At 50.5% G+C, this 26960-nt stretch carries 24 protein-coding genes, 1 tRNA gene and 1 other RNA gene; 14 read left to right on the forward strand and 12 right to left on the reverse strand.

What is annotated here, in order from left to right; all coding sequences use genetic code 11:
• Positions 1-15 precede the first annotated feature (15 nt).
• Positions 16-870 (forward strand): 3-deoxy-8-phosphooctulonate synthase, encoded by an 855-nt coding sequence (gene kdsA, locus C1P89_RS04480; RefSeq protein ID WP_000811074.1) that lies wholly within the window; start codon positions 16-18, stop codon positions 868-870.
• A 148-nt stretch (positions 871-1018) separates the two neighbouring features.
• On the opposite strand, the gene C1P89_RS04485 is transcribed toward kdsA, so the two are convergent.
• The 4 genes from C1P89_RS04485 to chaA form a co-directional block, all read right to left on the reverse strand.
• Positions 1019-1126, reverse strand: coding sequence for a type I toxin-antitoxin system toxin Ldr family protein (locus C1P89_RS04485; RefSeq protein WP_000170954.1), 108 nt, complete (start codon positions 1124-1126; stop codon positions 1019-1021).
• A gap of 427 nt (positions 1127-1553) precedes the next feature.
• Positions 1554-1661 carry a type I toxin-antitoxin system toxin Ldr family protein gene (locus C1P89_RS04495; protein ID WP_000170926.1) on the reverse strand — a complete coding sequence of 36 codons (108 nt, stop codon included), beginning with the start codon at positions 1659-1661 and terminating at the stop codon, positions 1554-1556.
• Between the two features lie 428 nt (positions 1662-2089).
• A complete protein-coding gene (locus C1P89_RS04505; RefSeq protein WP_000170965.1) occupies positions 2090-2197 on the reverse strand; it encodes a type I toxin-antitoxin system toxin Ldr family protein in 108 nt (35 codons plus the stop codon).
• A 401-nt stretch (positions 2198-2598) separates the two neighbouring features.
• Positions 2599-3699, reverse strand: coding sequence for a sodium-potassium/proton antiporter ChaA (gene chaA, locus C1P89_RS04515; RefSeq protein WP_001295620.1), 1101 nt, complete (start codon positions 3697-3699; stop codon positions 2599-2601).
• Positions 3700-3968: 269 nt separating this feature from the next.
• Between chaA and chaB the strand changes: the two genes are divergently transcribed.
• Together chaB and chaC are read left to right on the forward strand one after the other, a co-directional pair.
• On the forward strand, positions 3969-4199 hold the full coding sequence (gene chaB, locus C1P89_RS04520; protein ID WP_001146444.1) for a putative cation transport regulator ChaB: 231 nt from the start codon (positions 3969-3971) through the stop codon (positions 4197-4199).
• Positions 4200-4356: 157 nt separating this feature from the next.
• Positions 4357-5052 carry a glutathione-specific gamma-glutamylcyclotransferase gene (gene chaC, locus C1P89_RS04525; RefSeq protein WP_005142851.1) on the forward strand — a complete coding sequence of 232 codons (696 nt, stop codon included), beginning with the start codon at positions 4357-4359 and terminating at the stop codon, positions 5050-5052.
• A 43-nt stretch (positions 5053-5095) separates the two neighbouring features.
• On the opposite strand, the gene ychN is transcribed toward chaC, so the two are convergent.
• On the reverse strand, positions 5096-5449 hold the full coding sequence (gene ychN / locus C1P89_RS04530) for a DsrE/F sulfur relay family protein YchN (protein WP_001169669.1): 354 nt from the start codon (positions 5447-5449) through the stop codon (positions 5096-5098).
• 184 nt (positions 5450-5633) lie between these two features.
• Between ychN and ychO the strand changes: the two genes are divergently transcribed.
• Positions 5634-7028, forward strand: coding sequence for an inverse autotransporter invasin YchO (gene ychO, locus C1P89_RS04535; RefSeq protein ID WP_000086191.1), 1395 nt, complete (start codon positions 5634-5636; stop codon positions 7026-7028).
• Here ychO and narL read toward each other — a convergent pair whose 3' ends face one another.
• Both narL and narX read right to left on the reverse strand, forming a co-directional pair.
• Positions 7029-7679: a two-component system response regulator NarL gene (gene narL, locus C1P89_RS04540; protein ID WP_000070491.1), complete on the reverse strand. Its 651-nt coding sequence runs from the start codon at positions 7677-7679 to the stop codon at positions 7029-7031.
• Positions 7672-9468 (reverse strand): nitrate/nitrite two-component system sensor histidine kinase NarX, encoded by a 1797-nt coding sequence (narX, locus tag C1P89_RS04545; protein ID WP_000918031.1) that lies wholly within the window; start codon positions 9466-9468, stop codon positions 7672-7674. The genes narL and narX overlap by 8 nt, the downstream gene beginning before the upstream one ends.
• A gap of 338 nt (positions 9469-9806) precedes the next feature.
• On the opposite strand from narX, the gene narK reads away from it, so the two are divergent.
• The 5 genes from narK to narI all read left to right on the forward strand — a co-directional run bounded on the left by narK (position 9807) and on the right by narI (position 18253).
• Entirely contained in the window at positions 9807-11198 is a 1392-nt protein-coding gene (gene narK, locus C1P89_RS04550; protein WP_000019827.1) for a nitrate transporter NarK, read from the forward strand.
• 392 nt (positions 11199-11590) lie between these two features.
• The gene (locus C1P89_RS04555) at positions 11591-15334 is read left to right on the forward strand and encodes a nitrate reductase subunit alpha (RefSeq protein ID WP_000032911.1); all 3744 of its coding nucleotides are present in this window, start codon (positions 11591-11593) and stop codon (positions 15332-15334) included.
• Positions 15331-16869, forward strand: coding sequence for a nitrate reductase subunit beta (gene narH / locus C1P89_RS04560; RefSeq protein ID WP_000702660.1), 1539 nt, complete (start codon positions 15331-15333; stop codon positions 16867-16869). The genes C1P89_RS04555 and narH overlap by 4 nt, the downstream gene beginning before the upstream one ends.
• Complete coding sequence (gene narJ, locus C1P89_RS04565) at positions 16866-17576, forward strand: nitrate reductase molybdenum cofactor assembly chaperone (protein WP_000571699.1); 711 nt, start codon at positions 16866-16868, stop codon at positions 17574-17576. Before narH ends, narJ begins: the two co-directional genes overlap by 4 nt.
• Positions 17576-18253 (forward strand): respiratory nitrate reductase subunit gamma, encoded by a 678-nt coding sequence (narI, locus tag C1P89_RS04570; protein WP_001160110.1) that lies wholly within the window; start codon positions 17576-17578, stop codon positions 18251-18253. Before narJ ends, narI begins: the two co-directional genes overlap by 1 nt.
• Before the next feature lie 183 nt (positions 18254-18436).
• Here the strand turns inward: narI and C1P89_RS04575 are convergent.
• From C1P89_RS04575 to C1P89_RS04590, 4 genes are all read right to left on the reverse strand, one after another.
• Positions 18437-18568: non-coding RNA, RtT sRNA (locus C1P89_RS04575), on the reverse strand.
• A 47-nt stretch (positions 18569-18615) separates the two neighbouring features.
• Positions 18616-18700 (reverse strand) — tRNA-Tyr (locus C1P89_RS04580).
• 159 nt (positions 18701-18859) lie between these two features.
• The gene (purU, locus tag C1P89_RS04585; RefSeq protein WP_000555855.1) at positions 18860-19702 is read right to left on the reverse strand and encodes a formyltetrahydrofolate deformylase; all 843 of its coding nucleotides are present in this window, start codon (positions 19700-19702) and stop codon (positions 18860-18862) included.
• Between the two features lie 49 nt (positions 19703-19751).
• Entirely contained in the window at positions 19752-20210 is a 459-nt protein-coding gene (locus C1P89_RS04590; protein WP_001307143.1) for a YchJ family protein, read from the reverse strand.
• A 112-nt stretch (positions 20211-20322) separates the two neighbouring features.
• Between C1P89_RS04590 and rssA the strand changes: the two genes are divergently transcribed.
• From rssA to galU, 3 genes are all read left to right on the forward strand, one after another.
• A complete protein-coding gene (gene rssA / locus C1P89_RS04595; protein WP_001295622.1) occupies positions 20323-21228 on the forward strand; it encodes a patatin-like phospholipase RssA in 906 nt (301 codons plus the stop codon).
• Positions 21229-21319: 91 nt separating this feature from the next.
• Positions 21320-22333: a two-component system response regulator RssB gene (rssB, locus tag C1P89_RS04600; RefSeq protein ID WP_000193447.1), complete on the forward strand. Its 1014-nt coding sequence runs from the start codon at positions 21320-21322 to the stop codon at positions 22331-22333.
• Between the two features lie 201 nt (positions 22334-22534).
• Positions 22535-23443, forward strand: coding sequence for a UTP--glucose-1-phosphate uridylyltransferase GalU (gene galU / locus C1P89_RS04605; protein WP_000718995.1), 909 nt, complete (start codon positions 22535-22537; stop codon positions 23441-23443).
• A 143-nt stretch (positions 23444-23586) separates the two neighbouring features.
• Here galU and hns read toward each other — a convergent pair whose 3' ends face one another.
• Positions 23587-24000 (reverse strand): histone-like nucleoid-structuring protein H-NS, encoded by a 414-nt coding sequence (hns, locus tag C1P89_RS04610; RefSeq protein ID WP_001287378.1) that lies wholly within the window; start codon positions 23998-24000, stop codon positions 23587-23589.
• Positions 24001-24604: 604 nt separating this feature from the next.
• Between hns and tdk the strand changes: the two genes are divergently transcribed.
• On the forward strand, positions 24605-25222 hold the full coding sequence (tdk, locus tag C1P89_RS04615; protein WP_000068079.1) for a thymidine kinase: 618 nt from the start codon (positions 24605-24607) through the stop codon (positions 25220-25222).
• A gap of 338 nt (positions 25223-25560) precedes the next feature.
• Positions 25561-26907, forward strand: a complete 1347-nt coding sequence (locus C1P89_RS04620; RefSeq protein ID WP_000483769.1) for an IS4-like element IS4 family transposase — start codon at positions 25561-25563, stop codon at positions 26905-26907.
• The last annotated feature ends 53 nt before the right edge of the window (positions 26908-26960 follow it).

Raw genomic sequence — 26960 nt, forward strand, 5'->3', positions numbered from 1 at the left:
GATTAAGGCGATCCTATGAAACAAAAAGTGGTTAGCATTGGCGACATCAACGTAGCAAATGACCTGTCGTTCGTACTGTTTGGTGGTATGAACGTGCTGGAATCTCGCGATCTGGCGATGCGCATTTGCGAGCACTACGTAACCGTGACCCAGAAACTGGGTATCCCTTACGTGTTCAAAGCCTCTTTTGACAAAGCCAACCGCTCCTCCATCCACTCTTATCGTGGACCGGGCCTGGAAGAAGGGATGAAAATCTTCCAGGAGTTGAAGCAGACTTTTGGCGTGAAAATTATCACCGACGTTCACGAACCAAGTCAGGCACAGCCCGTTGCTGATGTCGTGGATGTGATTCAGTTGCCGGCGTTTCTTGCTCGCCAGACTGACCTGGTTGAAGCCATGGCGAAAACCGGTGCGGTAATTAACGTCAAGAAACCACAGTTTGTCAGCCCGGGACAGATGGGTAATATCGTTGATAAATTCAAAGAAGGCGGCAACGAAAAAGTGATTCTTTGCGATCGCGGTGCTAACTTCGGCTATGACAACCTGGTTGTCGATATGCTGGGCTTCAGCATTATGAAGAAAGTGTCTGGTAACTCGCCGGTGATTTTCGACGTGACCCACGCACTGCAATGCCGCGATCCGTTTGGCGCAGCTTCCGGTGGTCGTCGTGCTCAGGTGGCTGAGCTGGCACGAGCCGGTATGGCGGTAGGTCTGGCGGGGCTGTTTATTGAAGCGCATCCGGATCCGGAACATGCGAAATGTGATGGTCCATCCGCGCTGCCGCTGGCTAAACTGGAACCGTTCCTCAAGCAGATGAAAGCGATTGATGATCTGGTGAAAGGTTTCGAAGAACTGGATACCAGCAAGTAATCTTTTTTGCTTGAAAAATAAAGTCTTAGCGTTCTGCGTTAAGACTTTTTTCATGGGTGCCAGATACAAAAAAGGCCGCAGGCTGTTACCCCTGCGGCCGGTTTCGGGCGCATATTGCCATCACGGCAGCCTGACGCCCGTTTTCACCTTACTTCCGGTTACGCCACCAGCCGACAATCGCTGCGGTAATAATTCCCGCCAGGATCGGTGCTGCCAGGTCGTGCCAGAAAATCATGGCAAACTGCGCGAGCGTCATATAGCCGCCTTGTTGTAATGACAACATTTTGCGGCTATTCTTGAATTGTTCTGGTTCAAGATTAGCCCCCGTTCTGTTGTCAGGTTAAACCTCTCAACGTGCGGGGGTTTTCTCTTTCCAGCAACCAATGCCACCAGGGATAAAGCCCCCGCAACATTGCGCCTCACCGGATAACGCCGGCTTGATGTGGATACTACGTCTCAATTCATCTTCACTTCATCCCTGAAATGTTTGCAATGAAGAGTGCATTCCGGTTTTTCAACAGCTGTTACAGTCGTTTCATGAGTGCTCTGGATGATGCTTCCAGCTCGGGTTGCCAATATTTACTTGTGGAGGAGATAAAGACAAAAATGGCCGCAGGCTGTTACCCCTGCGGCCGGTTTCGGGCGCATATTGCCATCACGGCAGCCTGACGCCCGTTTTCACCTTACTTCCGGTTACGCCACCAGCCGACAATCGCTGCGGTAATAATCCCCGCCAGGATCGGTGCTGCCAGGTCGTGCCAGAAAATCATGGCAAACTTCGCGAGCGTCATATAGCCGCCTTGTTGTAATGACAACATTTTGCGGCTATTCTTGAATTGTTGATGGTTCAAGATTAGCCCCCGTTCTGTTGTCAGGTTTTACCTCTCAACGTGCGGGGGTTTTCTCTTTCCAGCAACCAATGCCACTAGGGATTAAGCCCCCGCAACATTGCGCCTCACCGGATAACGCCGGCTTGGTGTGGATACTACGACTCAATTCATCTTCACTTCATCCCTGAAATGTTTGCAATGAAGAGTGCATTCCGGTTTTTCAACAGCTGTTACAGTCGTTTCATGAGTGCTCTGGATGATGCTTCCAGCTCGGGTTGCCAATATTTACTTGTGGAAGAGATAAAGACAAAAATGGCCGCAGGCTGTTACCCCTGCGGCCGGTTTCGGGCGCATATTGCCATCACGGCAGCCTGACGCCCGTTTTCACCTTACTTCCGGTTACGCCACCAGCTGACAATCGCTGCGGTAATAATCCCCGCCAGGATCGGTGCTGCCAGGTCGTGCCAGAAAGTCATGGCAAACTGCGCGAGCGTCATATAGCCGCCTTGTTGTAATGACAACAAGGCGGCTATTCTTGAAGTGTCTGGTTTCAAGATTAGCCCCCGTTTTGTTGTCAGGTTTTACCTCTCAACGTGCGGGGGTTTTCTCTTTCCAGCAACCAATGCCACCAGGGATAAAGCCCCCGCAACATTGCGCCTCACCGGATAATTCCGGCTTGGTGTGGATACTACGTCTCAATTCATCTTCACTTCATCCCTGAAATGTTTGCAATAAAGAGTACATTCCGGCTTTTCAACAGCTGTTGCAGTGGTTTCGTGCAGGTTGTGGTACAGGCTCGCAATTCTGATTAACGAGCTGTCCAGGTAGTATGAAGAAATACAATAAGCAGGAATTTATCTTATCTCCCCGATTTCCGTCATCGGAGGAGATATAACTGTCAGGCAAATATCGTCATCAAATAGGCGGCAAACAGTGCCAGATGCGCTGCGCCATTGAGCACGTTAGTACGTCCGGTGGAGAAGGAGATATGGCACAGCACTAAAGAGGCCACCATCACCACCATTTCTGGCGCACCAAGTGCAAACTGTAATTCGTTACCCGTCATAAAGGCAATTAGCGTGACGACAGGTACGGTAAGCGAAATGGTTGCTAACACTGAACCAAAGAACAGATTCATCGCGCGCTGGACCTGGTTGTTCAACACTGCTTTTAACGCACCTAAACCTTCCGGCGACAGAATCAACAGAGCCACCAGGAAGCCAGTAAAGGCGACAGGGGCATTCATGCTGTCGAGCAATGTCTCCAGCGGGCTGGCATTCATTTTGGTGACTGCAATAACGGCAATCAGATGGATAATCAACCAGATAGCATGCCACACGCTGCTATGGGCAGACGGTTTACCGTGGTGCGGGTCGTCGTCATCACTGTCATCTTCGTGCTCGTAGACAAACAAACTTTGATGCGTTTTGGTCTGGATCAGCAAAAATACGCCATACATTGCCGCAGAAATTAATGCTACCAGTAACGCCTGACCGGTTGAAAAATTCGCCGCAGGCAGAGCCATTGGAAATACCAGTACGATTATCGCCAGGGGGAACAGCGCAATTAAATACTGCTTGATACCAAACAGATTCATATATTGGGTGGCAAACTTACGACCGCCCAACAATAATGAAAAGCCAACCAGCCCACCGGTAACAATCATAATGATTGAATAGAGCGTATCACGCATTAGCGTTGGCGCGGCGTCGCCGGTTGCCATTAAAGCTGAAATCAAACTGACTTCAAGAATAACCACTGAAAGGCTAAGAATAAGCGAACCGTAAGGTTCTCCCAGGCGATGGGCTAATACGTCCGCATGACGGACAACACTAAAGGCGCTACTTAAAATACCAATAAGCGCAAGAAGATTGATGGCAATGACCACTGGTAGTGTCTGGCTGCTTCCCCACAGGAACAGCACTACCAGCGCCAGAACCGGGAAAATAAGCGAAGTCTCCTTGTGGCGGGTTTTTACCGCCTCTTGAGCATTTGACATTATGGTTATCCCTTTGCAGATGAATTTATCGAAAATGTAAAAAATAGGTAGGAAAAATAACAGAAAGTGTCTGGATATCGGTAACATTTTACGAATTTTTACCCCGCTGTCGATTTTTTACTCATTGGGGCATAAAAATAAGTATTACGTTTAGACAATGTTTGTTTTAGCGTTTCTTAAGAACAGTCTGACATGAAAATTCTTATGTTTTGGCAAGAGTAGATATTGTTGACCACACTTAATGTTCAACTTTGTAAAAGGAGTCAACGATGCCGTATAAAACGAAAAGCGATCTGCCGGAAAGCGTAAAGCACGTTCTACCGTCTCATGCCCAGGATATCTATAAAGAAGCGTTCAACAGCGCATGGGATCAATATAAAGATAAAGAAGATCGGCGTGATGACGCCAGTCGCGAAGAAACCGCGCATAAAGTGGCCTGGGCTGCTGTGAAGCATGAATATGCCAAAGGGGATGATGATAAATGGCATAAAAAATCGTAAAACCGGTAGCTTAGTTAAAGCTATTCGTGCGGTGTTGCCTTGCAAGTGGTCCGTGGATTGCATATTGTCCCGTTAGTGGTTTCAAAATGAGCGGTAAAAATGTCCGGAAGACACCAAAAAGTTGTCGCAGGGAAGTATGCAGTGGCGGAGGTGTAAGGTGATAACGCGTGATTTCTTGATGAATGCCGATTGTAAAACGGCATTTGGTGCCATTGAAGAATCACTCTTATGGTCAGCAGAACAACGGGCGGCTTCGCTGGCGGCGACGCTGGCTTGTCGACCTAATGAGGGACCGGTGTGGATCTTCGGTTATGGATCGTTGATGTGGAATCCGGCACTGGAGTTTACCGAATTATGCACCGGTACACTGGTTGGATGGCATCGCGCGTTTTGCCTGCGCCTGACCGCCGGGCGCGGGACTGCGCACCAGCCGGGACGGATGCTTGCACTGAAAGAGGGCGGACGCACCACAGGCGTCGCCTATCGACTACCAGAAGAGACGCTGGAGCAGGAACTAACCCTGTTGTGGAAGCGCGAGATGATTACCGGCTGTTATCTGCCAACCTGGTGTCAGCTTGATCTTGATGATGGACGCACAGTAAACGCCATTGTGTTTATTATGGACCCGCGACATCCAGAATATGAATCTGACACTCGCGCTCAGGTCATCGCGCCGTTGATTGCGGCGGCGAGCGGTCCGCTGGGAACCAACGCACAATACCTGTTTTCACTGGAACAGGAGCTTATCAAACTGGGAATGCAGGACGATGGGCTGAATGATTTGCTGGTATCGGTAAAAAAACTGCTGGCGGAGAATTATCCGGATGGTGTGTTACGGCCGGGATTCGCCTGAGTAAACTTCCCTCATAGTGGGGCGTCAGACGCCCCCTCAAACATTAAAATGTGAGCACTTTATCGGCTGACAGCGTCCATTGCGCCAGTTCCACAAGAGTACCGATTTCCACCCCATCAATAAGAGGAAGTGTGCTAATCCCGCGCCCGTCGGTACAGGTTTTGCACAATTTCACCGGTACATTCTGAGCGGTAAGGATCTCCAGCATTTGCTGAATGTTGTAGCCTTCCCCTGGTTTTTGCCCGCGCAACCCGGCTGTGACCGCATCAGACATCAGGAACAGACGCAGATCCAGATTGCTCTCCTGCTCTCGTAACGCAATGGCCAGCCGCAAGCTGTTAAACAAGGATTCGCTCCCGTAAGGTGCGCCATTGGCAACGATCACGATTTTTTGCATTATTTACTCCTGTATTCAGGGAATTAGACACTCATCTTCTATCTTACTGCTTCTGCAGCGTCTGACCAATCGGTCACCTTTTTAAGGATTTTCCTGAAAGCGCGAGAAAATACGACAAAAGTTGCCAGTAATCGTTATTCTTTAAGGCTATGGTTTTTCATTATTACCGGAAGTTACCGACGTTTTGAGCCGTTTCGTTCCTCGCATTATCCCGTTTTATTTACTCTTGCTGGCGGCAGGCGGTACAGCTAACGCACAATCTACCTTCGAGCAAAAAGCGGCAAATCCCTTTGATAATAACAATGATGGTCTGCCGGATTTAGGCATGGCTCCCGAAAACCATGATGGGGAAAAACACTTTGCTGAAATTGTGAAAGATTTCGGCGAAACCAGTATGAATGATAACGGGCTGGATACTGGCGAGCAGGCAAAAGCTTTCGCATTGGGAAAAGTCCGCGACGCGCTTAGTCAACAGGTTAATCAGCACGTAGAGTCCTGGCTATCACCGTGGGGAAATGCCAGTGTTGACGTCAAAGTGGATAACGAAGGACATTTCACCGGCAGTCGTGGAAGCTGGTTTGTGCCGTTACAAGATAATGATCGTTATCTCACCTGGAGCCAGCTTGGTCTTACTCAGCAGGATGATGGGTTGGTGAGCAATGTGGGCGTTGGGCAACGCTGGGCGCGCGGCAACTGGCTGGTGGGTTATAACACTTTTTATGACAACTTGCTGGACGAAAATCTTCAGCGAGCGGGCTTTGGTGCCGAAGCGTGGGGCGAATATTTGCGACTATCGGCAAACTTTTATCAGCCGTTTGCTGCATGGCATGAACAGACAGCCACGCAGGAACAACGGATGGCGCGCGGGTATGACCTGACAGCCCGGATGCGCATGCCGTTCTATCAACACCTCAATACCAGTGTCAGGGTAGAACAGTATTTTGGTGAGCGTGTTGATTTGTTTAACTCTGGTACGGGTTATCACAATCCCGTCGCGTTGAGTCTGGGATTAAATTACACCCCTGTGCCATTAGTCACTGTGACGGCCCAGCATAAACAGGGTGAAAGTGGCGAAAATCAAAATAACCTCGGACTGAATCTTAATTACCGCTTTGGTGTGCCGCTCAAAAAACAACTTTCTGCGGGCGAGGTTGCCGAAAGTCAGTCGTTACGTGGTAGTCGCTATGATAATCCGCAGCGAAATAATCTACCGACTCTTGAGTACCGACAGCGAAAAACGTTAACGGTGTTTCTGGCGACACCGCCGTGGGATCTAAAACCTGGCGAAACAGTGCCGCTGAAATTACAAATCCGCAGTCGTTACGGTATTCGGCAACTGATTTGGCAGGGCGATACGCAGATATTAAGTTTGACGCCGGGCGCACAAGCCAACAGCGCGGAGGGCTGGACGCTGATCATGCCTGACTGGCAGAACGGGGAAGGGGCGAGCAATCACTGGCGATTGTCGGTGGTGGTGGAAGATAACCAGGGGCAGCGTGTCTCCTCCAATGAGATCACGCTAACGCTTGTCGAACCGTTCGATGCATTGTCAAACGACGAACTGCGCTGGGAACCGTAATCAGAAAATGCGCTCCTGATGCACCCATACCGCTGCTTCCACGCGAGACTTGAGCTTCATTTTCTTCAGCATGTGCTTGACGTGCACTTTTACTGTGCTTTCGGTGATATCCAGGCGGCGGGCAATCATCTTGTTCGGCAAACCCTGGGCAATCAGCTTGAGAATATCGCGCTCGCGTGGGGTTAACTGGTTAACATCGCGCTCAGTAGTGGCACGGTTAGCGCGCAAGCTGGCGGCCAGAACAGGCGTTAATGCTTCGCTTAATACCATTTCGCCAGCAGCTGCCTGATGCAATGCTTTCAGCAGATCTTCCGGTTCCATATCTTTTAACAGATAACCATCCGCGCCGCGTTTCAGTGCGGTGACCACATCTTCTTCATGGTTAGAGACGCTGAATACCACAATGCGCCCTGAGAGGGACTTTTCGCGCAGTTTATCCAGCGTTTCCAGACCGTTCATGCCGGGCATATTGAGATCTAACAGGATCAGATCGGGATCAAGAGATTCCGCCAGTTCAATACCCTGTTCGCCATTACTCGCTTCGCCAACCACGGTGATATCTGGTGCCATACTGATAAGCTGTTTTACGCCAGTTCGCAGCATCGGGTGATCGTCAATCAGCAGGATAGTAGCCGGTTCCTGATTACTCATGGGTATCTCCTTGGACGTCTGTGAAAGTTTTTTCGGGAATAAAGGTGACCACCACTTCGGTGCCACCTGATTCACGACGGCGGACGCGGCAATCGCCTCGTAAACTTTGCGCACGGTCGCGCATTATTATCATGCCGTAGTGATTGCTGCGGATGGCATTTTCAGGCACGCCGCAGCCGTTATCCTGGACGGTCAGTTTGACCTGATTATCGTTTTGCGCCACCGTCACCACGACTTCACTCGCTTGCGAATGTTTGAGGGCGTTACTTAATGCCTCACGGGCAATTTGCAACAAGTGGATTGCCTGATGCGAAGGCACCAGGCGAGGCGGCAATTGATAATCCAGCTTCACCGGGAAGCCAAATTTGGCGCTGTACTCTTCGCAACTCGCCTCCAGCGCCGGACGTAATCCAGGCTCGGTGAGCTGCAAGCGGAATGTGGTGAGCAATTCACGCAACTGCGCCCAGGATGCATTCAGTTCGTTACGGATCTGACTTAACAGTTCGCGGCTGCTTTCTGGCAGCGCATCGCCCTGCATCTGTAAACAACTCACCTGCATCTTCATGCAAGAGAGAGATTGGGCAATAGAATCATGCAGTTCGCGCGCAATGGTGGCACGCTCTTCCATCACGATCAACTGTTGCTGACGTTCCTGATGGCGATCCAGCGCCAGCGTGGCGGTGAGTTGTTCAACCAGGGTATCCAGCAGTTGTTGTTGATCATGGCTAAGATGACGCCCCTGCGGCAGGGTCGCCAGCAAAATACCGTACTGCGTATGAGAGTCAGCCAGCCGCCACTTCAGGGTCGTGCCGCGATCACCAACGGGTAATACGCCGCGCGGGCAGAGCTGGCAGCCTTTATCATCACAAGTCATATCTGGCTGGCAGGTAAACTCCTGATGATTCTCTTCATCATCAGTGTCATACACCCGCAATTCGATATCACGTAGCAGGGTTAAATTCTGTAAGCCGTTGAGTACAGGTGACAGGCGTTCACACAGCGGGGCGCGGGAATGCAAACGGCGGTTAGCCTGCCATAAAAAAGAGAGGATCTGATTTTTATGCTCCAGCCCGGCGGTTTTCTCCTGAACCCGCTGCTCAAGTACGGCATAACTTTCGGCCAGTTCTGCAGACATATTGTTCAATGCAGTTCCAAGCATCGCCATTTCGTTGCGCCCGCTGATGTTCGCGCGTTGGGTAAAATCGCGATGACTGACGGCACTCGCCATTGCCAGCAGTTGCCGCCACGGTTGTAGCAGTCGCGCCCGCAACCAGATAATAGTGAACACCAGTAAAAGTGCCATAAATACCGCCATTACCCGATGGACCAGTACCACTGTCTCAATGCGCATTTCCGTGGTGCGGTCAAAACCAGATACCAGCTGATCAAGCCCGGCAACAAACTGGCTGACATCCGCTGACACCGTTTCGCGGTTTTGTGCACGCATCAGTGCAGGGATCAGTTCATTACGCCAGTAATCTTGTAAACCCTGTAATTGCGCCAGTTGTTCGTCTCGTTCTGCTGCTCGAGTTAACTCGGCGCTAAATGCCGTTTGTTCCATCTCTTTAATTAAGGGCTTGTCTTTCTCACTTAATGGCACTGCCGCCAACAGACGGTAACTTTGCATGCGCAGCGATCCCGCTTTGTTGATCGCATGGGCGCTGCCCTGAACGCCTTGCACCAGCCAGCCAGAAACCGCCATCCCTGCCAGTCCAATAGCAGTAGAAAGCAACACAATAAGCGCAACCTGATTAACCAGGGTGAGCGGAGAGAGACAACGTTTAAGCATGCAAACCTCTTCCTTCAGGCTTTAAATGAGCAATAACCTTAATGAATGTGACGATACATTCTGGAATGGCAGTATTCTCGGCTATTGGCTGAAGTATACCCATACCCGGAAAGAGTTACTCCTTATTTGCCGTGTGGTTAGTCGCTTTACATCGGTAAGGGTAGGGATTTTACAGCACCGTGAAAAATCTCATAATTTTTATGAAATCACTGTACTCACTATGGGTAATGATAAATATCAATGATAGATAAAGTTATCTTATCGTTTGATTTACATCAAATTGCCTTTAGCTACAGACACTAAGGTGGCAGACATCGAAACGAGTATCAGAGGTGTCTATGAGTCACTCATCCGCCCCCGAAAGGGCTACTGGAGCTGTCATTACAGATTGGCGACCGGAAGATCCTGCGTTCTGGCAACAACGCGGTCAACGTATTGCCAGCCGTAACCTGTGGATTTCCGTTCCCTGTCTGCTGCTGGCGTTTTGCGTATGGATGTTGTTCAGCGCTGTTGCGGTGAACTTACCGAAAGTCGGTTTTAATTTTACGACCGATCAGCTATTTATGTTGACTGCGCTGCCTTCGGTTTCTGGCGCGTTATTACGTGTTCCATACTCCTTTATGGTTCCTATCTTCGGTGGTCGTCGCTGGACGGCGTTCAGCACCGGTATTCTGATTATTCCTTGCGTCTGGCTGGGTTTTGCCGTGCAGGATACCTCCACGCCTTATAGCGTCTTCATCATCATCTCTCTGCTATGCGGCTTTGCTGGCGCGAACTTCGCATCCAGTATGGCAAACATCAGCTTCTTCTTTCCGAAACAGAAGCAGGGTGGCGCGCTGGGTCTGAATGGTGGTCTGGGAAACATGGGCGTCAGCGTCATGCAGTTGGTTGCTCCGCTGGTGGTATCACTGTCGATTTTCGCAGTATTTGGTAGCCAGGGCGTCAAACAGCCGGATGGGACTGAGCTGTATCTGGCGAATGCGTCCTGGATATGGGTGCCGTTCCTTGCCATCTTCACCATTGCGGCGTGGTTTGGCATGAACGATCTTGCTACCTCGAAAGCCTCCATCAAGGAGCAGTTGCCGGTACTCAAACGGGGTCATCTGTGGATTATGAGCCTGCTGTATCTGGCAACCTTCGGCTCCTTTATCGGCTTCTCCGCGGGCTTTGCGATGCTGTCAAAAACGCAGTTCCCGGATGTTCAGATTCTGCAATACGCTTTCTTCGGGCCGTTTATTGGTGCGCTGGCGCGTTCTGCAGGTGGTGCATTATCTGACCGTCTGGGCGGAACTCGTGTCACGCTGGTGAACTTTATTCTGATGGCGATTTTCAGCGGCCTGCTGTTCCTGACCTTACCGACTGACGGGCAGGGCGGAAGCTTCATGGCGTTCTTCGCGGTCTTCCTGGCGCTGTTCCTGACAGCTGGGCTGGGTAGTGGTTCCACTTTCCAGATGATTTCAGTGATCTTCCGTAAACTGACAATGGATCGCGTGAAAGCAGAAGGGGGTTCTGACGAACGTGCGATGCGTGAAGCGGCAACCGACACGGCAGCGGCGCTGGGTTTCATCTCTGCGATTGGCGCTATTGGTGGCTTCTTTATCCCGAAAGCGTTTGGTAGCTCGCTGGCATTAACGGGTTCGCCAGTCGGCGCAATGAAGGTATTTTTGATTTTCTATATCGCCTGCGTAGTGATTACCTGGGCGGTATATGGTCGGCATTCTAAAAAATAAATCTTAATATTTGATTATCCTTTGCGCGGCATGATGTCGCGCTTTTTTTATGCGTCATTTAGTTACAACATACTCATATTATATGGCTTATTTCGCCGGATTTCATTAAGAGCCATTAATATGTTACCCATGGGGAATACTCCTTAATACCCATCTGCATAAAAATCTTAATAGTTTAAATAACTACAGGTATAAAACGTCTTAATTTACAGTCTGTTATGTGGTGGCTGTTAATTATCCTAAAGGGGTATCTTAGGAATTTACTTTATTTTTCATCCCCATCACTCTTGATCGTTATCAATTCCCACGCTGTTTCAGAGCGTTACCTTGCCCTTAAACATTAGCAATGTCGATTTATCAGAGGGCCGACAGGCTCCCACAGGAGAAAACCGATGAGTAAATTCCTGGACCGGTTTCGCTACTTCAAACAGAAGGGTGAAACCTTTGCCGATGGGCATGGCCAGCTTCTCAATACCAACCGTGACTGGGAGGATGGATATCGCCAGCGTTGGCAGCATGACAAAATCGTCCGCTCTACCCACGGGGTAAACTGCACCGGCTCCTGCAGCTGGAAAATCTACGTCAAAAACGGTCTGGTCACCTGGGAAACCCAGCAGACTGACTATCCGCGTACCCGTCCGGATCTGCCAAACCATGAACCTCGCGGCTGCCCGCGCGGTGCCAGCTACTCCTGGTATCTTTACAGTGCCAACCGCCTGAAATACCCGATGATGCGCAAACGCCTGATGAAAATGTGGCGTGAAGCGAAGGCGCTGCATAGCGATCCGGTTGAGGCATGGGCTTCTATCATTGAAGACGCCGATAAAGCGAAAAGCTTTAAGCAGGCGCGTGGACGCGGTGGATTTGTTCGTTCTTCCTGGCAGGAGGTGAACGAACTGATCGCCGCATCTAACGTTTACACCATCAAAAACTACGGCCCGGACCGTGTTGCTGGTTTCTCGCCAATTCCGGCAATGTCGATGGTTTCTTACGCATCGGGTGCACGCTATCTCTCGCTGATTGGCGGTACTTGCTTAAGCTTCTACGACTGGTACTGCGACCTGCCTCCTGCGTCTCCGCAAACCTGGGGCGAGCAAACTGACGTACCGGAATCTGCTGACTGGTATAACTCCAGCTACATCATCGCCTGGGGTTCAAACGTGCCGCAGACGCGTACCCCGGATGCTCACTTCTTTACTGAAGTGCGTTACAAAGGCACCAAAACTGTTGCCGTCACACCAGACTACGCTGAAATCGCCAAACTGTGCGATCTGTGGCTGGCACCGAAACAGGGCACCGATGCGGCAATGGCGCTGGCGATGGGCCACGTAATGCTGCGTGAATTCCACCTCGACAACCCAAGCCAGTATTTCACCGACTATGTGCGTCGCTACACCGACATGCCGATGCTGGTGATGCTGGAAGAACGCGACGGTTACTACGCTGCAGGTCGTATGCTGCGCGCTGCTGATCTGGTTGATGCGCTGGGCCAGGAAAACAATCCGGAATGGAAAACTGTCGCCTTTAATACCAATGGCGAAATGGTTGCGCCGAACGGTTCTATTGGCTTCCGCTGGGGCGAGAAGGGCAAATGGAATCTTGAGCAGCGCGACGGCAAAACTGGCGAAGAAACCGAGCTGCAACTGAGCCTGCTGGGTAGCCAGGATGAGATCGCTGAGGTAGGCTTCCCGTACTTTGGTGGCGACGGCACGGAACACTTCAACAAAGTGGAACTGGAAAACGTGCTGCTGCACAAACTGCCGGTGAAACGCCTGCAACTGGCTGATGGCAGCACCGCCCTGGTGAGCACCGTTTATGATCTGACGCTGGCAAACTACGGTCTGGAACGTGGCCTGAACGACGTTAACTGTGCAACCAGCTATGACGATGTGAAAGCTTATACCCCGGCCTGGGCCGAGCAGATTACCGGCGTTTCTCGCAGCCAGATTATTCGCATCGCCCGTGAATTTGCCGATAACGCTGATAAAACGCACGGTCGTTCGATGATTATCGTCGGTGCGGGGCTGAACCACTGGTATCACCTCGATATGAACTATCGTGGTCTGATCAACATGCTGATTTTCTGCGGCTGTGTCGGTCAGAGCGGGGGCGGCTGGGCGCACTATGTAGGTCAGGAAAAACTGCGTCCGCAAACCGGCTGGCAGCCGCTGGCGTTTGCCCTTGACTGGCAGCGTCCGGCGCGTCACATGAACAGCACTTCTTATTTCTATAACCACTCCAGCCAGTGGCGTTATGAAACCGTCACGGCGGAAGAGTTGCTGTCACCGATGGCGGACAAATCCCGCTATACCGGACACTTGATCGACTTTAACGTCCGTGCGGAACGCATGGGCTGGCTGCCGTCTGCACCGCAGTTAGGCACTAACCCGCTGACTATCGCTGGCGAAGCGGAAAAAGCCGGGATGAATCCGGTGGACTATACGGTGAAATCCCTGAAAGAGGGTTCCATCCGTTTTGCGGCAGAACAACCAGAAAACGGTAAAAACCACCCGCGCAACCTGTTCATCTGGCGTTCTAACCTGCTCGGTTCTTCCGGTAAAGGTCATGAGTTTATGCTCAAGTACCTGCTGGGGACGGAGCACGGTATCCAGGGTAAAGATCTGGGGCAACAGGGCGGCGTGAAGCCGGAAGAAGTGGACTGGCAGGACAATGGTCTGGAAGGCAAGCTGGATCTGGTGGTTACGCTGGACTTCCGTCTGTCGAGCACCTGTCTCTATTCCGACATCATTTTGCCGACGGCGACTTGGTACGAAAAAGACGACATGAATACTTCGGATATGCATCCGTTTATTCACCCGCTGTCTGCGGCGGTCGATCCGGCCTGGGAAGCGAAAAGCGACTGGGAAATCTACAAAGCCATCGCGAAGAAATTCTCCGAAGTGTGCGTCGGCCATCTGGGTAAAGAAACCGACATCGTCACGCTGCCTATCCAGCATGACTCTGCCGCTGAACTGGCGCAGCCGCTGGATGTGAAAGACTGGAAAAAAGGCGAGTGCGACCTGATCCCAGGTAAAACCGCGCCACACATTATGGTCGTAGAGCGCGATTATCCGGCGACTTACGAACGCTTTACCTCTATTGGCCCGTTGATGGAGAAAATCGGTAATGGCGGTAAAGGGATTGCCTGGAACACCCAGAGCGAGATGGATCTGCTGCGTAAGCTCAACTACACCAAAGCGGAAGGTCCGGCGAAAGGCCAGCCGATGCTGAACACCGCAATTGATGCGGCAGAGATGATCCTGACACTGGCACCGGAAACCAACGGTCAGGTAGCCGTGAAAGCCTGGGCTGCCCTGAGCGAATTTACCGGTCGTGACCATACGCATCTGGCGCTGAATAAAGAAGACGAGAAGATCCGCTTCCTCGATATTCAGGCACAGCCGCGCAAAATTATCTCCAGCCCGACCTGGTCTGGTCTGGAAGATGAACACGTTTCTTACAACGCCGGTTACACCAACGTTCACGAGCTGATCCCATGGCGTACGCTCTCTGGTCGTCAGCAACTGTATCAGGATCACCAGTGGATGCGTGATTTCGGTGAAAGCCTGCTGGTTTATCGTCCGCCGATCGACACCCGTTCGGTGAAAGAAGTGATAGGCCAGAAATCCAACGGCAACCCGGAAAAAGCGCTCAACTTCCTGACGCCGCACCAGAAGTGGGGTATCCACTCCACCTACAGCGACAACCTGCTGATGCTGACTTTAGGTCGCGGTGGTCCGGTGGTCTGGTTGAGTGAAGCCGATGCCAAAGATCTGGGTATCGCCGATAACGACTGGATTGAAGTATTCAACAGCAACGGTGCTCTGACTGCCCGTGCGGTTGTCAGCCAGCGTGTTCCGGCAGGGATGACCATGATGTACCACGCGCAGGAACGTATCGTTAACCTGCCTGGTTCGGAAATTACCCAACAGCGTGGTGGTATCCATAACTCGGTCACCCGTATCACGCCGAAACCGACGCATATGATCGGCGGCTATGCCCATCTGGCATACGGCTTTAACTACTACGGCACCGTAGGTTCTAACCGCGATGAGTTTGTTGTAGTGCGTAAGATGAAGAACATTGACTGGTTAGATGGCGAAGGCAATGACCAGGTACAGGAGAGCGTAAAATGAAAATTCGTTCACAAGTCGGCATGGTGCTGAATCTCGATAAGTGCATCGGCTGCCACACCTGTTCAGTTACCTGTAAAAACGTCTGGACCAGCCGTGAAGGCGTGGAATACGCGTGGTTCAACAACGTGGAAACCAAGCCGGGTCAGGGCTTCCCGACTGACTGGGAAAACCAGGAAAAATACAAAGGCGGCTGGATCCGTAAAATCAACGGCAAACTGCAGCCGCGCATGGGTAACCGTGCCATGTTGCTGGGTAAAATCTTCGCTAACCCGCATCTGCCGGGGATCGACGATTATTACGAGCCGTTCGATTTTGACTATCAGAACCTGCATACCGCGCCGGAAGGCAGCAAATCGCAGCCGATTGCCCGTCCGCGTTCGCTGATTACCGGGGAACGGATGGCGAAAATCGAAAAAGGGCCGAACTGGGAAGATGACCTGGGTGGTGAGTTTGACAAACTGGCGAAAGACAAGAACTTCGACAACATCCAGAAGGCGATGTATAGCCAGTTCGAAAACACCTTTATGATGTATTTGCCGCGCCTGTGCGAACACTGCCTGAACCCGGCATGTGTGGCGACCTGCCCGAGCGGTGCGATTTACAAGCGTGAAGAAGATGGCATCGTCCTGATCGACCAGGATAAATGCCGTGGCTGGCGTATGTGCATCACCGGATGCCCGTACAAAAAAATCTACTTCAACTGGAAGAGCGGTAAGTCTGAGAAGTGCATCTTCTGCTATCCGCGTATTGAAGCGGGTCAGCCGACCGTGTGCTCAGAAACCTGTGTCGGTCGTATCCGTTATCTTGGCGTGCTGCTGTACGATGCCGACGCGATTGAACGTGCAGCCAGCACCGAGAACGAGAAAGATCTTTACCAGCGTCAGCTGGAGGTGTTCCTCGATCCGAACGATCCGAAAGTCATCGAGCAGGCGATTAAAGACGGTATTCCGCTGAGCGTTATTGAAGCCGCACAGCAGTCGCCGGTTTATAAAATGGCAATGGAATGGAAACTGGCGCTGCCGCTGCATCCAGAATATCGCACACTGCCGATGGTCTGGTACGTGCCGCCTCTGTCTCCGATTCAGTCTGCAGCAGACGCGGGTGAGCTGGGTAGCAACGGCATTCTGCCAGACGTCGAAAGCTTGCGTATTCCGGTACAGTATCTGGCGAATCTGCTGACCGCCGGTGATACCAAACCGGTACTGCGCGCACTGAAACGTATGCTGGCGATGCGTCATTACAAACGTGCTGAAACCGTTGACGGTAAAGTTGATACCCGTGCGCTGGAAGAGGTCGGTCTGACCGAAGCCCAGGCACAGGAGATGTACCGTTATCTGGCGATTGCTAACTACGAAGATCGCTTTGTGGTGCCGAGTAGTCATCGTGAACTGGCACGGGAAGCCTTCCCGGAGAAAAATGGCTGCGGCTTTACCTTTGGTGATGGCTGCCACGGTTCAGATACCAAATTCAATCTGTTCAACAGCCGTCGTATTGATGCCATCGATGTGACCAGCAAAACGGAGCCGCATCCATGATCGAACTCGTGATTGTATCGCGTCTCCTTGAATATCCGGATGCTGCCTTATGGCAGCATCAACAAGAGATGTTTGAGGCGATTGCTGCGTCGAAAAATCTGTCGAAAGAAGATGCCCATGCGCTGGGCATTTTCCTGCGCGATTTAACGGCGATGGATCCGCTCGATGCCCAGGCCCAGTACAGCGAACTGTTCGACCGTGGCCGCGCCACGTCACTGTTGCTATTTGAACATGTTCACGGTGAATCCCGTGACCGCGGCCAGGCGATGGTGGACCTGCTGGCGCAGTACGAGCAGCACGGCTTGCAGTTAAACAGCCGCGAATTACCGGACCATCTGCCGCTGTATCTGGAGTACCTGTCGCAGCTGCCGCAAAGCGAAGCCGTGGAAGGTTTGAAAGATATCGCGCCGATTCTGGCATTGCTGAGCGCGCGTCTGCAACAGCGTGAAAGCCGTTATGCCGTGATGTTTGATCTGCTGCTGAAATTGGCCAATACCGCTATCGACAGCGACAAAGTGGCGGAAAAAATTGCCGACGAAGCGCGCGATGATACGCCGCAGGCGCTGGATGCTGTCTGGGAAGAAGAGCAGGTTAAATTCTTTGCTGACAAAGGCTGCGGTGATTCAGCAATCACTGCTCATCAGCGTCGCTTTGCCGGTGCCGTCGCGCCGCAATATCTGAATATCACCACCGGAGGACAGCACTAATGCAATTCCTGAATATGTTCTTCTTTGATATCTACCCGTACATAGCCGGGGCGGTCTTCCTGATTGGTAGCTGGCTGCGTTATGACTACGGGCAGTACACCTGGCGCGCGGCGTCCAGCCAGATGCTGGATCGCAAAGGGATGAACCTGGCGTCGAACCTGTTCCATATCGGTATTCTGGGGATTTTTGTTGGTCACTTCTTCGGTATGCTGACGCCGCACTGGATGTATGAAGCCTGGCTGCCGATTGAAGTGAAACAGAAAATGGCGATGTTTGCTGGTGGTGCCAGCGGCGTGCTGTGTCTGATTGGCGGCGTGCTGTTGCTGAAGCGTCGTCTGTTCAGCCCACGCGTGCGTGCAACCACTACCGGAGCGGATATCCTGATCCTGTCGCTGCTCGTTATCCAGTGCGCGCTGGGCCTGTTGACCATTCCGTTCTCCGCTCAGCATATGGACGGTAGCGAGATGATGAAACTGGTTGGCTGGGCGCAGTCGGTGGTGACCTTCCACGGTGGCGCTTCTCAACACCTCGATGGTGTGGCGTTTATCTTCCGTCTGCACCTGGTGCTGGGGATGACGTTATTCCTGCTGTTCCCGTTCTCGCGTCTGGTACACATCTGGAGCGTACCGGTGGAGTATCTGACACGTAAGTACCAGCTGGTGCGCGCTCGTCACTAAGCGAATTTTAGTTCACATAGACCCTGCTTCGGCGGGGTTTTTTTATGGGCACGGTGCGGGGTGAGTTGTCGGATGCGCTTCGCTTATCCGACCTACAGGGGAGGATATTGTAGGCCCGGTAAACGTGGTGCCATCGGGCAAAATTAGCTCGGAGTAACAGGTTTTGATTATTTAAGGAAGCGATGGTGGTGGGGGAAGGATTACTCAGCGCTGCGCGCTTCGCCCTTCGGGTCGTTGCCTGCGGCAACGCTCTCTCGCTGGCGCTCAAGTCGAACCTTGGTCGAAGCTTCTCATCCTTCCCCGCTTGGGCAGAATATTTAATTGCGGATTCGTTTGAGAGTTTACGGACTTTTGAAAAGTGATGGTGGTGGGGGAAGGATTCGAACCTTCGAAGTCGATGACGGCAGATTTACAGTCTGCTCCCTTTGGCCGCTCGGGAACCCCACCACGGGGTAATGCTTTTTACTGGCCTGCTCCCTTATCGGGAAGCGGGGCGCATCATATCAAATGACGCGCCGCTGTAAAGTGTTACGTTGAGAAAAATGAACTGGTTGCGTAATTTTCATCCGTAACGGATTAAAGGTAACCAGTTATTTTTGCTGGCGATTAAAGAATAATCGTCCGATTACCGTAAACAAAGACGCGCTGTGCCAGTACTTTGTATAGCGCACGACTTAAGACGTTTTTCTCGACGTCACGACCTGCGCGCATCATATCTTCAGCTGTGTAGGTATGATCGACATGAATAACGTCCTGCATGATGATTGGGCCTTCGTCCAGATTGTCATTCACATAGTGAGCGGTTGCGCCAATAATCTTCACACCACGTTCATAGGCCTGGTGATAAGGACGTGCGCCGATAAACGCAGGCAGGAATGAATGGTGAATATTGATGATTTTATTCGGGAAGCGTGCCACAAATTCCGGCGTTAATACCCGCATATACTTCGCCAGCACCACATAGTCAGGTTGATAAGCATCAATGGCTTCCGCCATCTTTTGATCGTGCTCGTTGCGGCTTAACCCTTCATGGCTTACCAGCTCAAACGGAATATCAAAACGCTCAACCAGAGAACGTAAAGTATCGTGGTTACCAATAACTGCCGCGATTTCGACATCCAGGCCGCCGTAATTGGCTTTCATCAACAAATCGCCAAGGCAATGCGCTTCTTTAGTGACCAGAATCACTATCCGGCGACGACCGGCAGGATTCAGCTCACGCACGGAGCCTTCTGGCAATGCGCTATCGAGATCCGCCAGCAGGGTGGAATCATTAAAAATCCCTTCCAGTTCCGTGCGCATAAAAAAGCGCCCGGTACGGTGATCAACAAATTCATTGTTCTGTACGATATTTAACTCGTGCTTGTAGCAAATATTGGTAATACGTGCGATCAGACCTTTTTGGTCCGGACAAATAGTACGCAGAACTTTACGTTGGAGTGAATGCATTGCTGGAAAAACCTTGTTGAGAGTGTTTGCTAAACCGTACCGTCAACCATTATTGGCCGCAGCACTTTTTAAATTTTTTACCTGAACCACAAGGGCAGGGATCGTTGCGACCAAACTGCGGACGTGTACCGTCAATATAGTACCATTGACCGTTTTCTTTCAAAAATCGCGAACGTTCAATTATTGCACCTGTTTTGCCACCTTCGGTAAATCGAGCAACAAAACTGACAAATCCGATATTGTCGGCGTCCTGCCAACAATGTTCAAATACGGTCAATCCCAACCATTCAGTATGCGCAAATCCGGCCATCAATTCGGCACGTAACGCCGCTGCTCCACAAGAGGGATGCCAGGTCTTTATTAAATAATCTGCGTCTTGCATCACAAAAGCGCAGTAACGCGAACGCATGAGATGTTCTGGATCAGGTGCAACCTTTTCACCAGACACATAAGGGTGGCAACATAGGCTATACTCGACAGCACTACCACAGGGACAAAGCTGAGACACAAATAATCTCCCTGGAAACAATAACGGCGTATTAACCGCCTGAGTAGCACTATGTTAACCGAGCAGTAGCGATGTGGCTACGATTGCATTCCAGGGGAATCTTGCGGGAATAATGAGAAAGATAAAAATAGGGCTGGCGCTGGGATCTGGCGCGGCGAGAGGTTGGTCGCATATTGGCGTTATTAATGCGCTAAAAAAAGTGGGTATTGAAATTGATATCGTTGCAGGATGTTCAATTGGTTCGCTGGTGGGCGCGGCCTATGCATGCGATCGATTATCTGCGCTGGAAGATTGGGTAACCTCTTTCAGTTATTGGGACGTTTTACGCCTGATGGACCTCTCCTGGCAGCGCGGTGGGTTACTGCGCGGCGAGCGTGTCTTCAATCAATATCGCGAAATAATGCCGGAAACAGAGATCGAAAATTGTTCCCGTCGCTTTGCGGCTGTTGCCACCAATTTAAGTACGGGGCGTGAATTATGGTTTACTGAAGGCGATCTCCATCTTGCTATTCGCGCATCATGCAGTATTCCAGGACTCATGGCACCCGTTGCACATAACGGCTACTGGCTGGTTGATGGGGCAGTAGTTAACCCAATTCCTATTTCTCTTACGCGTGCATTGGGGGCTGATATTGTGATAGCGGTCGACCTGCAGCACGATGCTCATTTGATGCAACAAGATCTGCTCTCCTTTAATGTCAGTGAAGAAAATAGCGAGAATGGTGATTCTCTACCGTGGCATGCGCGTCTGAAAGAAAGGTTAGGCAGCATAACGACACGTCGGGCTGTGACAGCGCCAACGGCAACAGAGATTATGACCACGTCTATCCAGGTGTTGGAGAACCGCCTTAAAAGGAACCGCATGGCAGGTGATCCGCCCGATATTCTGATTCAACCTGTTTGCCCGCAAATATCTACGCTTGATTTCCATCGCGCGCACGCTGCCATTGCGGCCGGACAGCTGGCAGTGGAAAGGAAAATGGACGAACTTTTGCCGTTGGTACGCACCAACATTTGACCAGAATTTTTATCTACACTTAAGTTAATTCTGACAGGCGCAGGTGGCAATAGCATGCCACTATTGAGTAAAGCCAGTCAGGGGAGAGAACATGACGCAGCCATTGGTCGGAAAACAGATTCTCATTGTTGAAGATGAGCAGGTATTTCGCTCGCTTCTGGATTCATGGTTTTCCTCATTGGGAGCGACAACGGTACTGGCGGCTGATGGGGTGGATGCCCTTGAGTTGCTGGGAGGTTTCACTCCAGACCTGATGATATGTGATATCGCGATGCCACGAATGAACGGGCTTAAACTGCTGGAGCATATACGTAACAGAGGCGACCAGACCCCAGTTCTGGTGATATCTGCCACTGAAAATATGGCAGATATTGCCAAAGCGTTACGTCTGGGCGTTGAAGATGTTTTGCTGAAACCAGTTAAAGATCTGAATCGCTTGCGCGAGATGGTTTTTGCCTGTCTCTATCCCAGCATGTTTAATTCGCGCGTTGAGGAAGAGGAAAGGCTTTTTCGCGACTGGGATGCAATGGTTGATAACCCTGCCGCAGCGGCGAAATTATTACAGGAACTACAACCGCCGGTTCAGCAGGTGATTTCCCATTGCCGGGTTAATTATCGTCAATTGGTTGCCGCGGACAAACCCGGCCTGGTGCTTGATATTGCCGCACTTTCGGAAAACGATCTGGCATTTTATTGCCTTGATGTCACCCGAGCTGGACATAATGGCGTACTTGCTGCCTTGTTATTACGCGCATTGTTTAACGGATTATTACAGGAACAGCTTGCACACCAAAATCAACGGTTGCCAGAGTTGGGCGCGTTATTGAAGCAGGTAAACCATTTACTCCGTCAGGCCAATCTGCCGGGGCAGTTTCCGCTATTAGTTGGCTATTATCATCGCGAACTGAAAAATCTCATTCTGGTTTCTGCGGGTCTGAATGCGACGTTAAATACCGGCGAACACCAGGTGCAAATCAGTAATGGTGTTCCGTTAGGCACTTTAGGTAACGCTTATTTGAATCAATTGAGCCAGCGATGCGATGCCTGGCAATGCCAAATATGGGGAACCGGTGGTCGACTGCGCTTGATGTTGTCTGCAGAATGAGCAAACGATAACGCGGGCTAAATTTGCATTACCTGCTAATGTCGGCTGGTGGTACTATCGTCGCCATTCGTATAAGTAATTGTCTTAATTATGCTAACTCGCCTCCTTTTCAGAACTTAGCCCCTTCGGGGTGCTGATATACTGGGATGCGATACAGAAATATGAACACGTTCAAAACACGAACAGTCCAGGAGAATTTAAATGGCTGCCATTAATACGAAAGTCAAAAAAGCCGTTATCCCCGTTGCGGGATTAGGAACCAGGATGTTGCCGGCGACGAAAGCCATCCCGAAAGAGATGCTGCCACTTGTCGATAAGCCATTAATTCAATACGTCGTGAATGAATGTATTGCGGCTGGCATTACTGAAATTGTGCTGGTTACACACTCATCTAAAAACTCTATTGAAAACCACTTTGATACCAGTTTTGAACTGGAAGCAATGCTGGAAAAACGTGTAAAACGTCAACTGCTTGATGAAGTGCAGTCTATTTGTCCACCGCACGTGACTATTATGCAAGTTCGTCAGGGTCTGGCGAAAGGCCTGGGACACGCGGTATTGTGTGCTCACCCGGTAGTGGGTGATGAACCGGTAGCTGTTATTTTGCCTGATGTTATTCTGGATGAATATGAATCCGATTTGTCACAGGATAACCTGGCAGAGATGATCCGCCGCTTTGATGAAACGGGTCATAGCCAGATCATGGTTGAACCGGTTGCTGATGTGACCGCATATGGCGTTGTGGATTGCAAAGGCGTTGAATTAGCGCCGGGTGAAAGCGTACCGATGGTTGGTGTGGTAGAAAAACCGAAAGCGGATGTTGCGCCGTCTAATCTCGCTATTGTGGGTCGTTACGTACTTAGCGCGGATATTTGGCCGTTGCTGGCAAAAACCCCTCCGGGAGCTGGTGATGAAATTCAGCTCACCGACGCAATTGATATGCTGATCGAAAAAGAAACGGTGGAAGCCTATCATATGAAAGGGAAGAGCCATGACTGCGGTAATAAATTAGGTTACATGCAGGCCTTCGTTGAATACGGTATTCGTCATAACACCCTTGGCACGGAATTTAAAGCCTGGCTTGAAGAAGAGATGGGCATTAAGAAGTAACATCCGTATCGGTGTTATCCACGAAACGGCGTTGAGCAATCGACGCCGTTTTTTTATAGCTTATTCTTATTAAATTGTCTTAAACCGGACAATAAAAAATCCCGCCGCTGGCGGGATTTTAAGCAAGTGCAATCTACAAAAGATTATTGCTTGATCAGGAAATCGTCGAGGGATTTACCTTGCTCATCCATTGCTTTTTTGATTACAGCTGGAGTACGGCCTTGGCCAGTCCAGGTTTTAGTTTCGCCGTTTTCGTCAACGTAGCTATATTTTGCCGGACGCTGAGCACGTTTAGCTTTGGTGCCAGATTTAACGGCAGCAAGGCTATTCAGCAGTTCGTTCGGGTCAATACCGTCAGCGATCAGCATTTCGCGATATTGCTGCAGCTTACGAGTGCGCTCTTCAACTTCAGCAGCAGCCGCGCTTTCTTCTTCGCGACGTTCGTTAACAACAACTTCTAATTTTTCCAGCATTTCTTCCAGCGTTTCAAGTGTACATTCTCTTGCCTGCGCACGAAGAGTACGGATGTTGTTCAGAATTTTAAGTGCTTCGCTCATTGTAGTAATCTCAAACTTATATTGGGGTGGTTTGTTGAGGTAATAATAGAGCCTTAAATTCAGTTGTGCAATAGCCAGGAATGTAAGGAATTCAAAATTGTTCTTTATTTTGTGCCGCCAATAAATATCTTTTCATAAAATTAGCCAGAAAAGACGCGGCATATAGCCCTATTTACACCGATGATTTCGCAGCACGTGAGGTTAAAACTTCCTGATTCATGTCACATTTTATGGGGAGATTATCGTAGGCTGACGACCTTTCAGTCTTCTGTATTAGTTGTGTTTACGAGAATTCCCTATTAAGCGAATGATGAAAAGTAGAACAGTCGCAATAAGAGCATGGACTTAGTATTGCACTATCTCCTGGAGGTCAACAGAGGGCTATTACTTGCGCAACAGGTTAAAGATTGTGAATAGTTACCAGTAGTCATTTACCCGCTTATAACAAGCGAGGCAGTTGTAATGATAGCTCAGAAGGATTATGCAAGGCTTCGTAAGGGAGAACGCATATACCCACTTCTGTGCATACTGTTGAGCTGAAAAACTGACGAATTATGATAAACTCCAGCCAACTTTATTTCATATCATTGAGGGCCTGTGGCTGATGGCACAGCTATATTTCTACTATTCCGCAATGAATGCGGGTAAGTCTACAGCATTGTTGCAATCTTCATACAATTACCAGGAACGCGGCATGCGCACTGTCGTATATACGGCAGAAATTGATGATCGCTTTGGTGCCGGGAAAGTCAGTTCGCGTATAGGTTTGTCATCGCCTGCAAAATTATTTAACCAAAATTCATCATTATTTGATGAGATTCGTGCGGAACATGAACAGCAGGCAATTCATTGCGTACTGGTTGATGAATGCCAGTTTTTAACCAGACAACAAGTATATGAATTATCGGAGGTTGTCGATCAACTCGATATACCCGTACTTTGTTATGGTTTACGTACCGATTTTCGAGGTGAATTATTTATTGGCAGCCAATACTTACTGGCATGGTCCGACAAACTGGTTGAATTAAAAACCATCTGTTTTTGTGGCCGTAAAGCAAGCATGGTGCTGCGTCTTGATCAAGCAGGCAGACCTTATAACGAAGGTGAGCAGGTGGTAATTGGTGGTAATGAACGATACGTTTCTGTATGCCGTAAACACTATAAAGAGGCGTTACAAGTCGGCTCATTAACGGCTATTCAGGAAAGGCATCGCCACGATTAATAAGAATTTCTTTACTGACAGGGTGAGCAGGGCACTTTTATCCTGTCAGTTCGTTTTACGCACTTCTTCCGGGCTATATACCCTTCTCGGCAGTTTTTTAACGCCGCTATACGCCTCACAGGGCTCTTAAGCACCGACGTTGACTTGTGACCTGTAAAGTACAATATCCCTGTGTTTAGGCGTTATACATCGTCGCAAATATGATGAAGGCTAATGCTGTCGGTTTATGGAAAAGTTGCTTTGGGTAAACAAAAAAACGGCCCCAGAAGGGGTAATGCCGATCAGTTAAGGATCAGTTGACCGATCCAGTGGCTGTGTAAGAATCCGGAAACGCTCACTTGTTTCCGGATTTTTTTATGCACATTGGACAGGCTCTTGATCTGGTATCCCGTTACGATTCTCTGCGTAACCCACTGACTTCTCTGGGGGATTACCTCGACCCCGAACTCATCTCTCGTTGCCTTGCCGAATCAGGTACTGTAACGCTACGCAAGCGCCGTCTTCCCCTCGAAATGATGGTCTGGTGTATTGTTGGCATGGCGCTTGAGCGTAAAGAACCTCTTCACCAGATTGTGAATCGCCTGGACATCATGCTGCCGGGCAATCGCCCCTTCGTTGCCCCCAGTGCCGTTATTCAGGCCCGCCAGCGCCTGGGAAGTGAGGCTGTCCGCCGCGTGTTCACGAAAACAGCGCAGCTCTGGCATAACGCCACGCCGCATCCGCACTGGTGCGGCCTGACCCTGCTGGCCATCGATGGTGTGTTCTGGCGCACACCGGATACACCAGAGAACGATGCAGCCTTCCCCCGCCAGACACATGCCGGGAACCCGGCGCTCTACCCGCAGGTCAAAATGGTCTGCCAGATGGAACTGACCAGCCATCTGCTGACGGCTGCAGCCTTCGGCACGATGAAGAACAGCGAAAATGAGCTTGCTGAGCAACTTATAGAACAAACCGGCGATAACACTCTGACGTTAATGGATAAAGGTTATTACTCACTGGGACTGTTAAATGCCTGGAGCCTGGCGGGAGAACACCGCCACTGGATGATACCTCTCAGAAAGGGAGCGCAATATGAAGAGCTCAGAAAACTGGGTAAAGGCGATCATCTGGTGAAGCTGAAAACCAGCCCGCAGGCACGAAAAAAGTGGCCGGGACTGGGAAATGAAGTGACAGCCCGCCTGCTGACCGTGACGCGCAAAGGAAAAGTCTGCCATCTGCTGACGTCGATGACGGACGCCATGCGCTTCCCCGGAGGAGAAATGGCGGATCTGTACAGTCATCGCTGGGAAATCGAACTGGGATACAGGGAGATAAAACAGACGATGCAACTGAGCAGGCTGACGCTGAGAAGTAAAAAGCCGGAGCTTGTGGAGCAAGAGCTGTGGGGTGTCTTACTGGCTTATAATCTGGTGAGATATCAGATGATTAAAATGGCGGAACATCTGAAAGGTTACTGGCCGAATCAACTGAGTTTCTCAGAATCATGCGGAATGGTGATGAGAATGCTGATGACATTGCAGGGCGCTTCACCGGGACGTATACCGGAGCTGATGCGCGATCTTGCAAGTATGGGACAACTTGTGAAATTACCGACGAGAAGGGAAAGGGCCTTCCCGAGAGTGGTAAAGGAGAGGCCCTGGAAATACCCCACAGCCCCGAAAAAGAGCCAGTCAGTTGCTTAACTGACTGGCATTACCCCAGAAGGGGCCGTTTATATTGCCAGACAGCGCTACTG

Source organism: Shigella sonnei (assembly GCF_002950395.1).
GTDB lineage: Bacteria > Pseudomonadota > Gammaproteobacteria > Enterobacterales > Enterobacteriaceae > ECMA0423.

What these genes read in the sequence shown, in the direction of transcription:
- kdsA (WP_000811074.1), top strand. Translation starts at nt 16, where the DNA reads ATGAAACAAAAAGTGGTTAGCATTGGCGACATCAACGTAGCAAATGAC.
- C1P89_RS04485 (WP_000170954.1), bottom strand. Translation starts at nt 1,126, where the DNA reads ATGACGCTCGCGCAGTTTGCCATGATTTTCTGGCACGACCTGGCAGCA.
- C1P89_RS04495 (WP_000170926.1), bottom strand. Translation starts at nt 1,661, where the DNA reads ATGACGCTCGCGAAGTTTGCCATGATTTTCTGGCACGACCTGGCAGCA.
- C1P89_RS04505 (WP_000170965.1), bottom strand. Translation starts at nt 2,197, where the DNA reads ATGACGCTCGCGCAGTTTGCCATGACTTTCTGGCACGACCTGGCAGCA.
- chaA (WP_001295620.1), bottom strand. Translation starts at nt 3,699, where the DNA reads ATGTCAAATGCTCAAGAGGCGGTAAAAACCCGCCACAAGGAGACTTCG.
- chaB (WP_001146444.1), top strand. Translation starts at nt 3,969, where the DNA reads ATGCCGTATAAAACGAAAAGCGATCTGCCGGAAAGCGTAAAGCACGTT.
- ychN (WP_001169669.1), bottom strand. Translation starts at nt 5,449, where the DNA reads ATGCAAAAAATCGTGATCGTTGCCAATGGCGCACCTTACGGGAGCGAA.
- narL (WP_000070491.1), bottom strand. Translation starts at nt 7,679, where the DNA reads ATGAGTAATCAGGAACCGGCTACTATCCTGCTGATTGACGATCACCCG.
- narX (WP_000918031.1), bottom strand. Translation starts at nt 9,468, where the DNA reads ATGCTTAAACGTTGTCTCTCTCCGCTCACCCTGGTTAATCAGGTTGCG.
- narK (WP_000019827.1), top strand. Translation starts at nt 9,807, where the DNA reads ATGAGTCACTCATCCGCCCCCGAAAGGGCTACTGGAGCTGTCATTACA.
- C1P89_RS04555 (WP_000032911.1), top strand. Translation starts at nt 11,591, where the DNA reads ATGAGTAAATTCCTGGACCGGTTTCGCTACTTCAAACAGAAGGGTGAA.
- narH (WP_000702660.1), top strand. Translation starts at nt 15,331, where the DNA reads ATGAAAATTCGTTCACAAGTCGGCATGGTGCTGAATCTCGATAAGTGC.
- narJ (WP_000571699.1), top strand. Translation starts at nt 16,866, where the DNA reads ATGATCGAACTCGTGATTGTATCGCGTCTCCTTGAATATCCGGATGCT.
- narI (WP_001160110.1), top strand. Translation starts at nt 17,576, where the DNA reads ATGCAATTCCTGAATATGTTCTTCTTTGATATCTACCCGTACATAGCC.
- purU (WP_000555855.1), bottom strand. Translation starts at nt 19,702, where the DNA reads ATGCATTCACTCCAACGTAAAGTTCTGCGTACTATTTGTCCGGACCAA.
- rssA (WP_001295622.1), top strand. Translation starts at nt 20,323, where the DNA reads ATGAGAAAGATAAAAATAGGGCTGGCGCTGGGATCTGGCGCGGCGAGA.
- rssB (WP_000193447.1), top strand. Translation starts at nt 21,320, where the DNA reads ATGACGCAGCCATTGGTCGGAAAACAGATTCTCATTGTTGAAGATGAG.
- galU (WP_000718995.1), top strand. Translation starts at nt 22,535, where the DNA reads ATGGCTGCCATTAATACGAAAGTCAAAAAAGCCGTTATCCCCGTTGCG.
- hns (WP_001287378.1), bottom strand. Translation starts at nt 24,000, where the DNA reads ATGAGCGAAGCACTTAAAATTCTGAACAACATCCGTACTCTTCGTGCG.
- tdk (WP_000068079.1), top strand. Translation starts at nt 24,605, where the DNA reads ATGGCACAGCTATATTTCTACTATTCCGCAATGAATGCGGGTAAGTCT.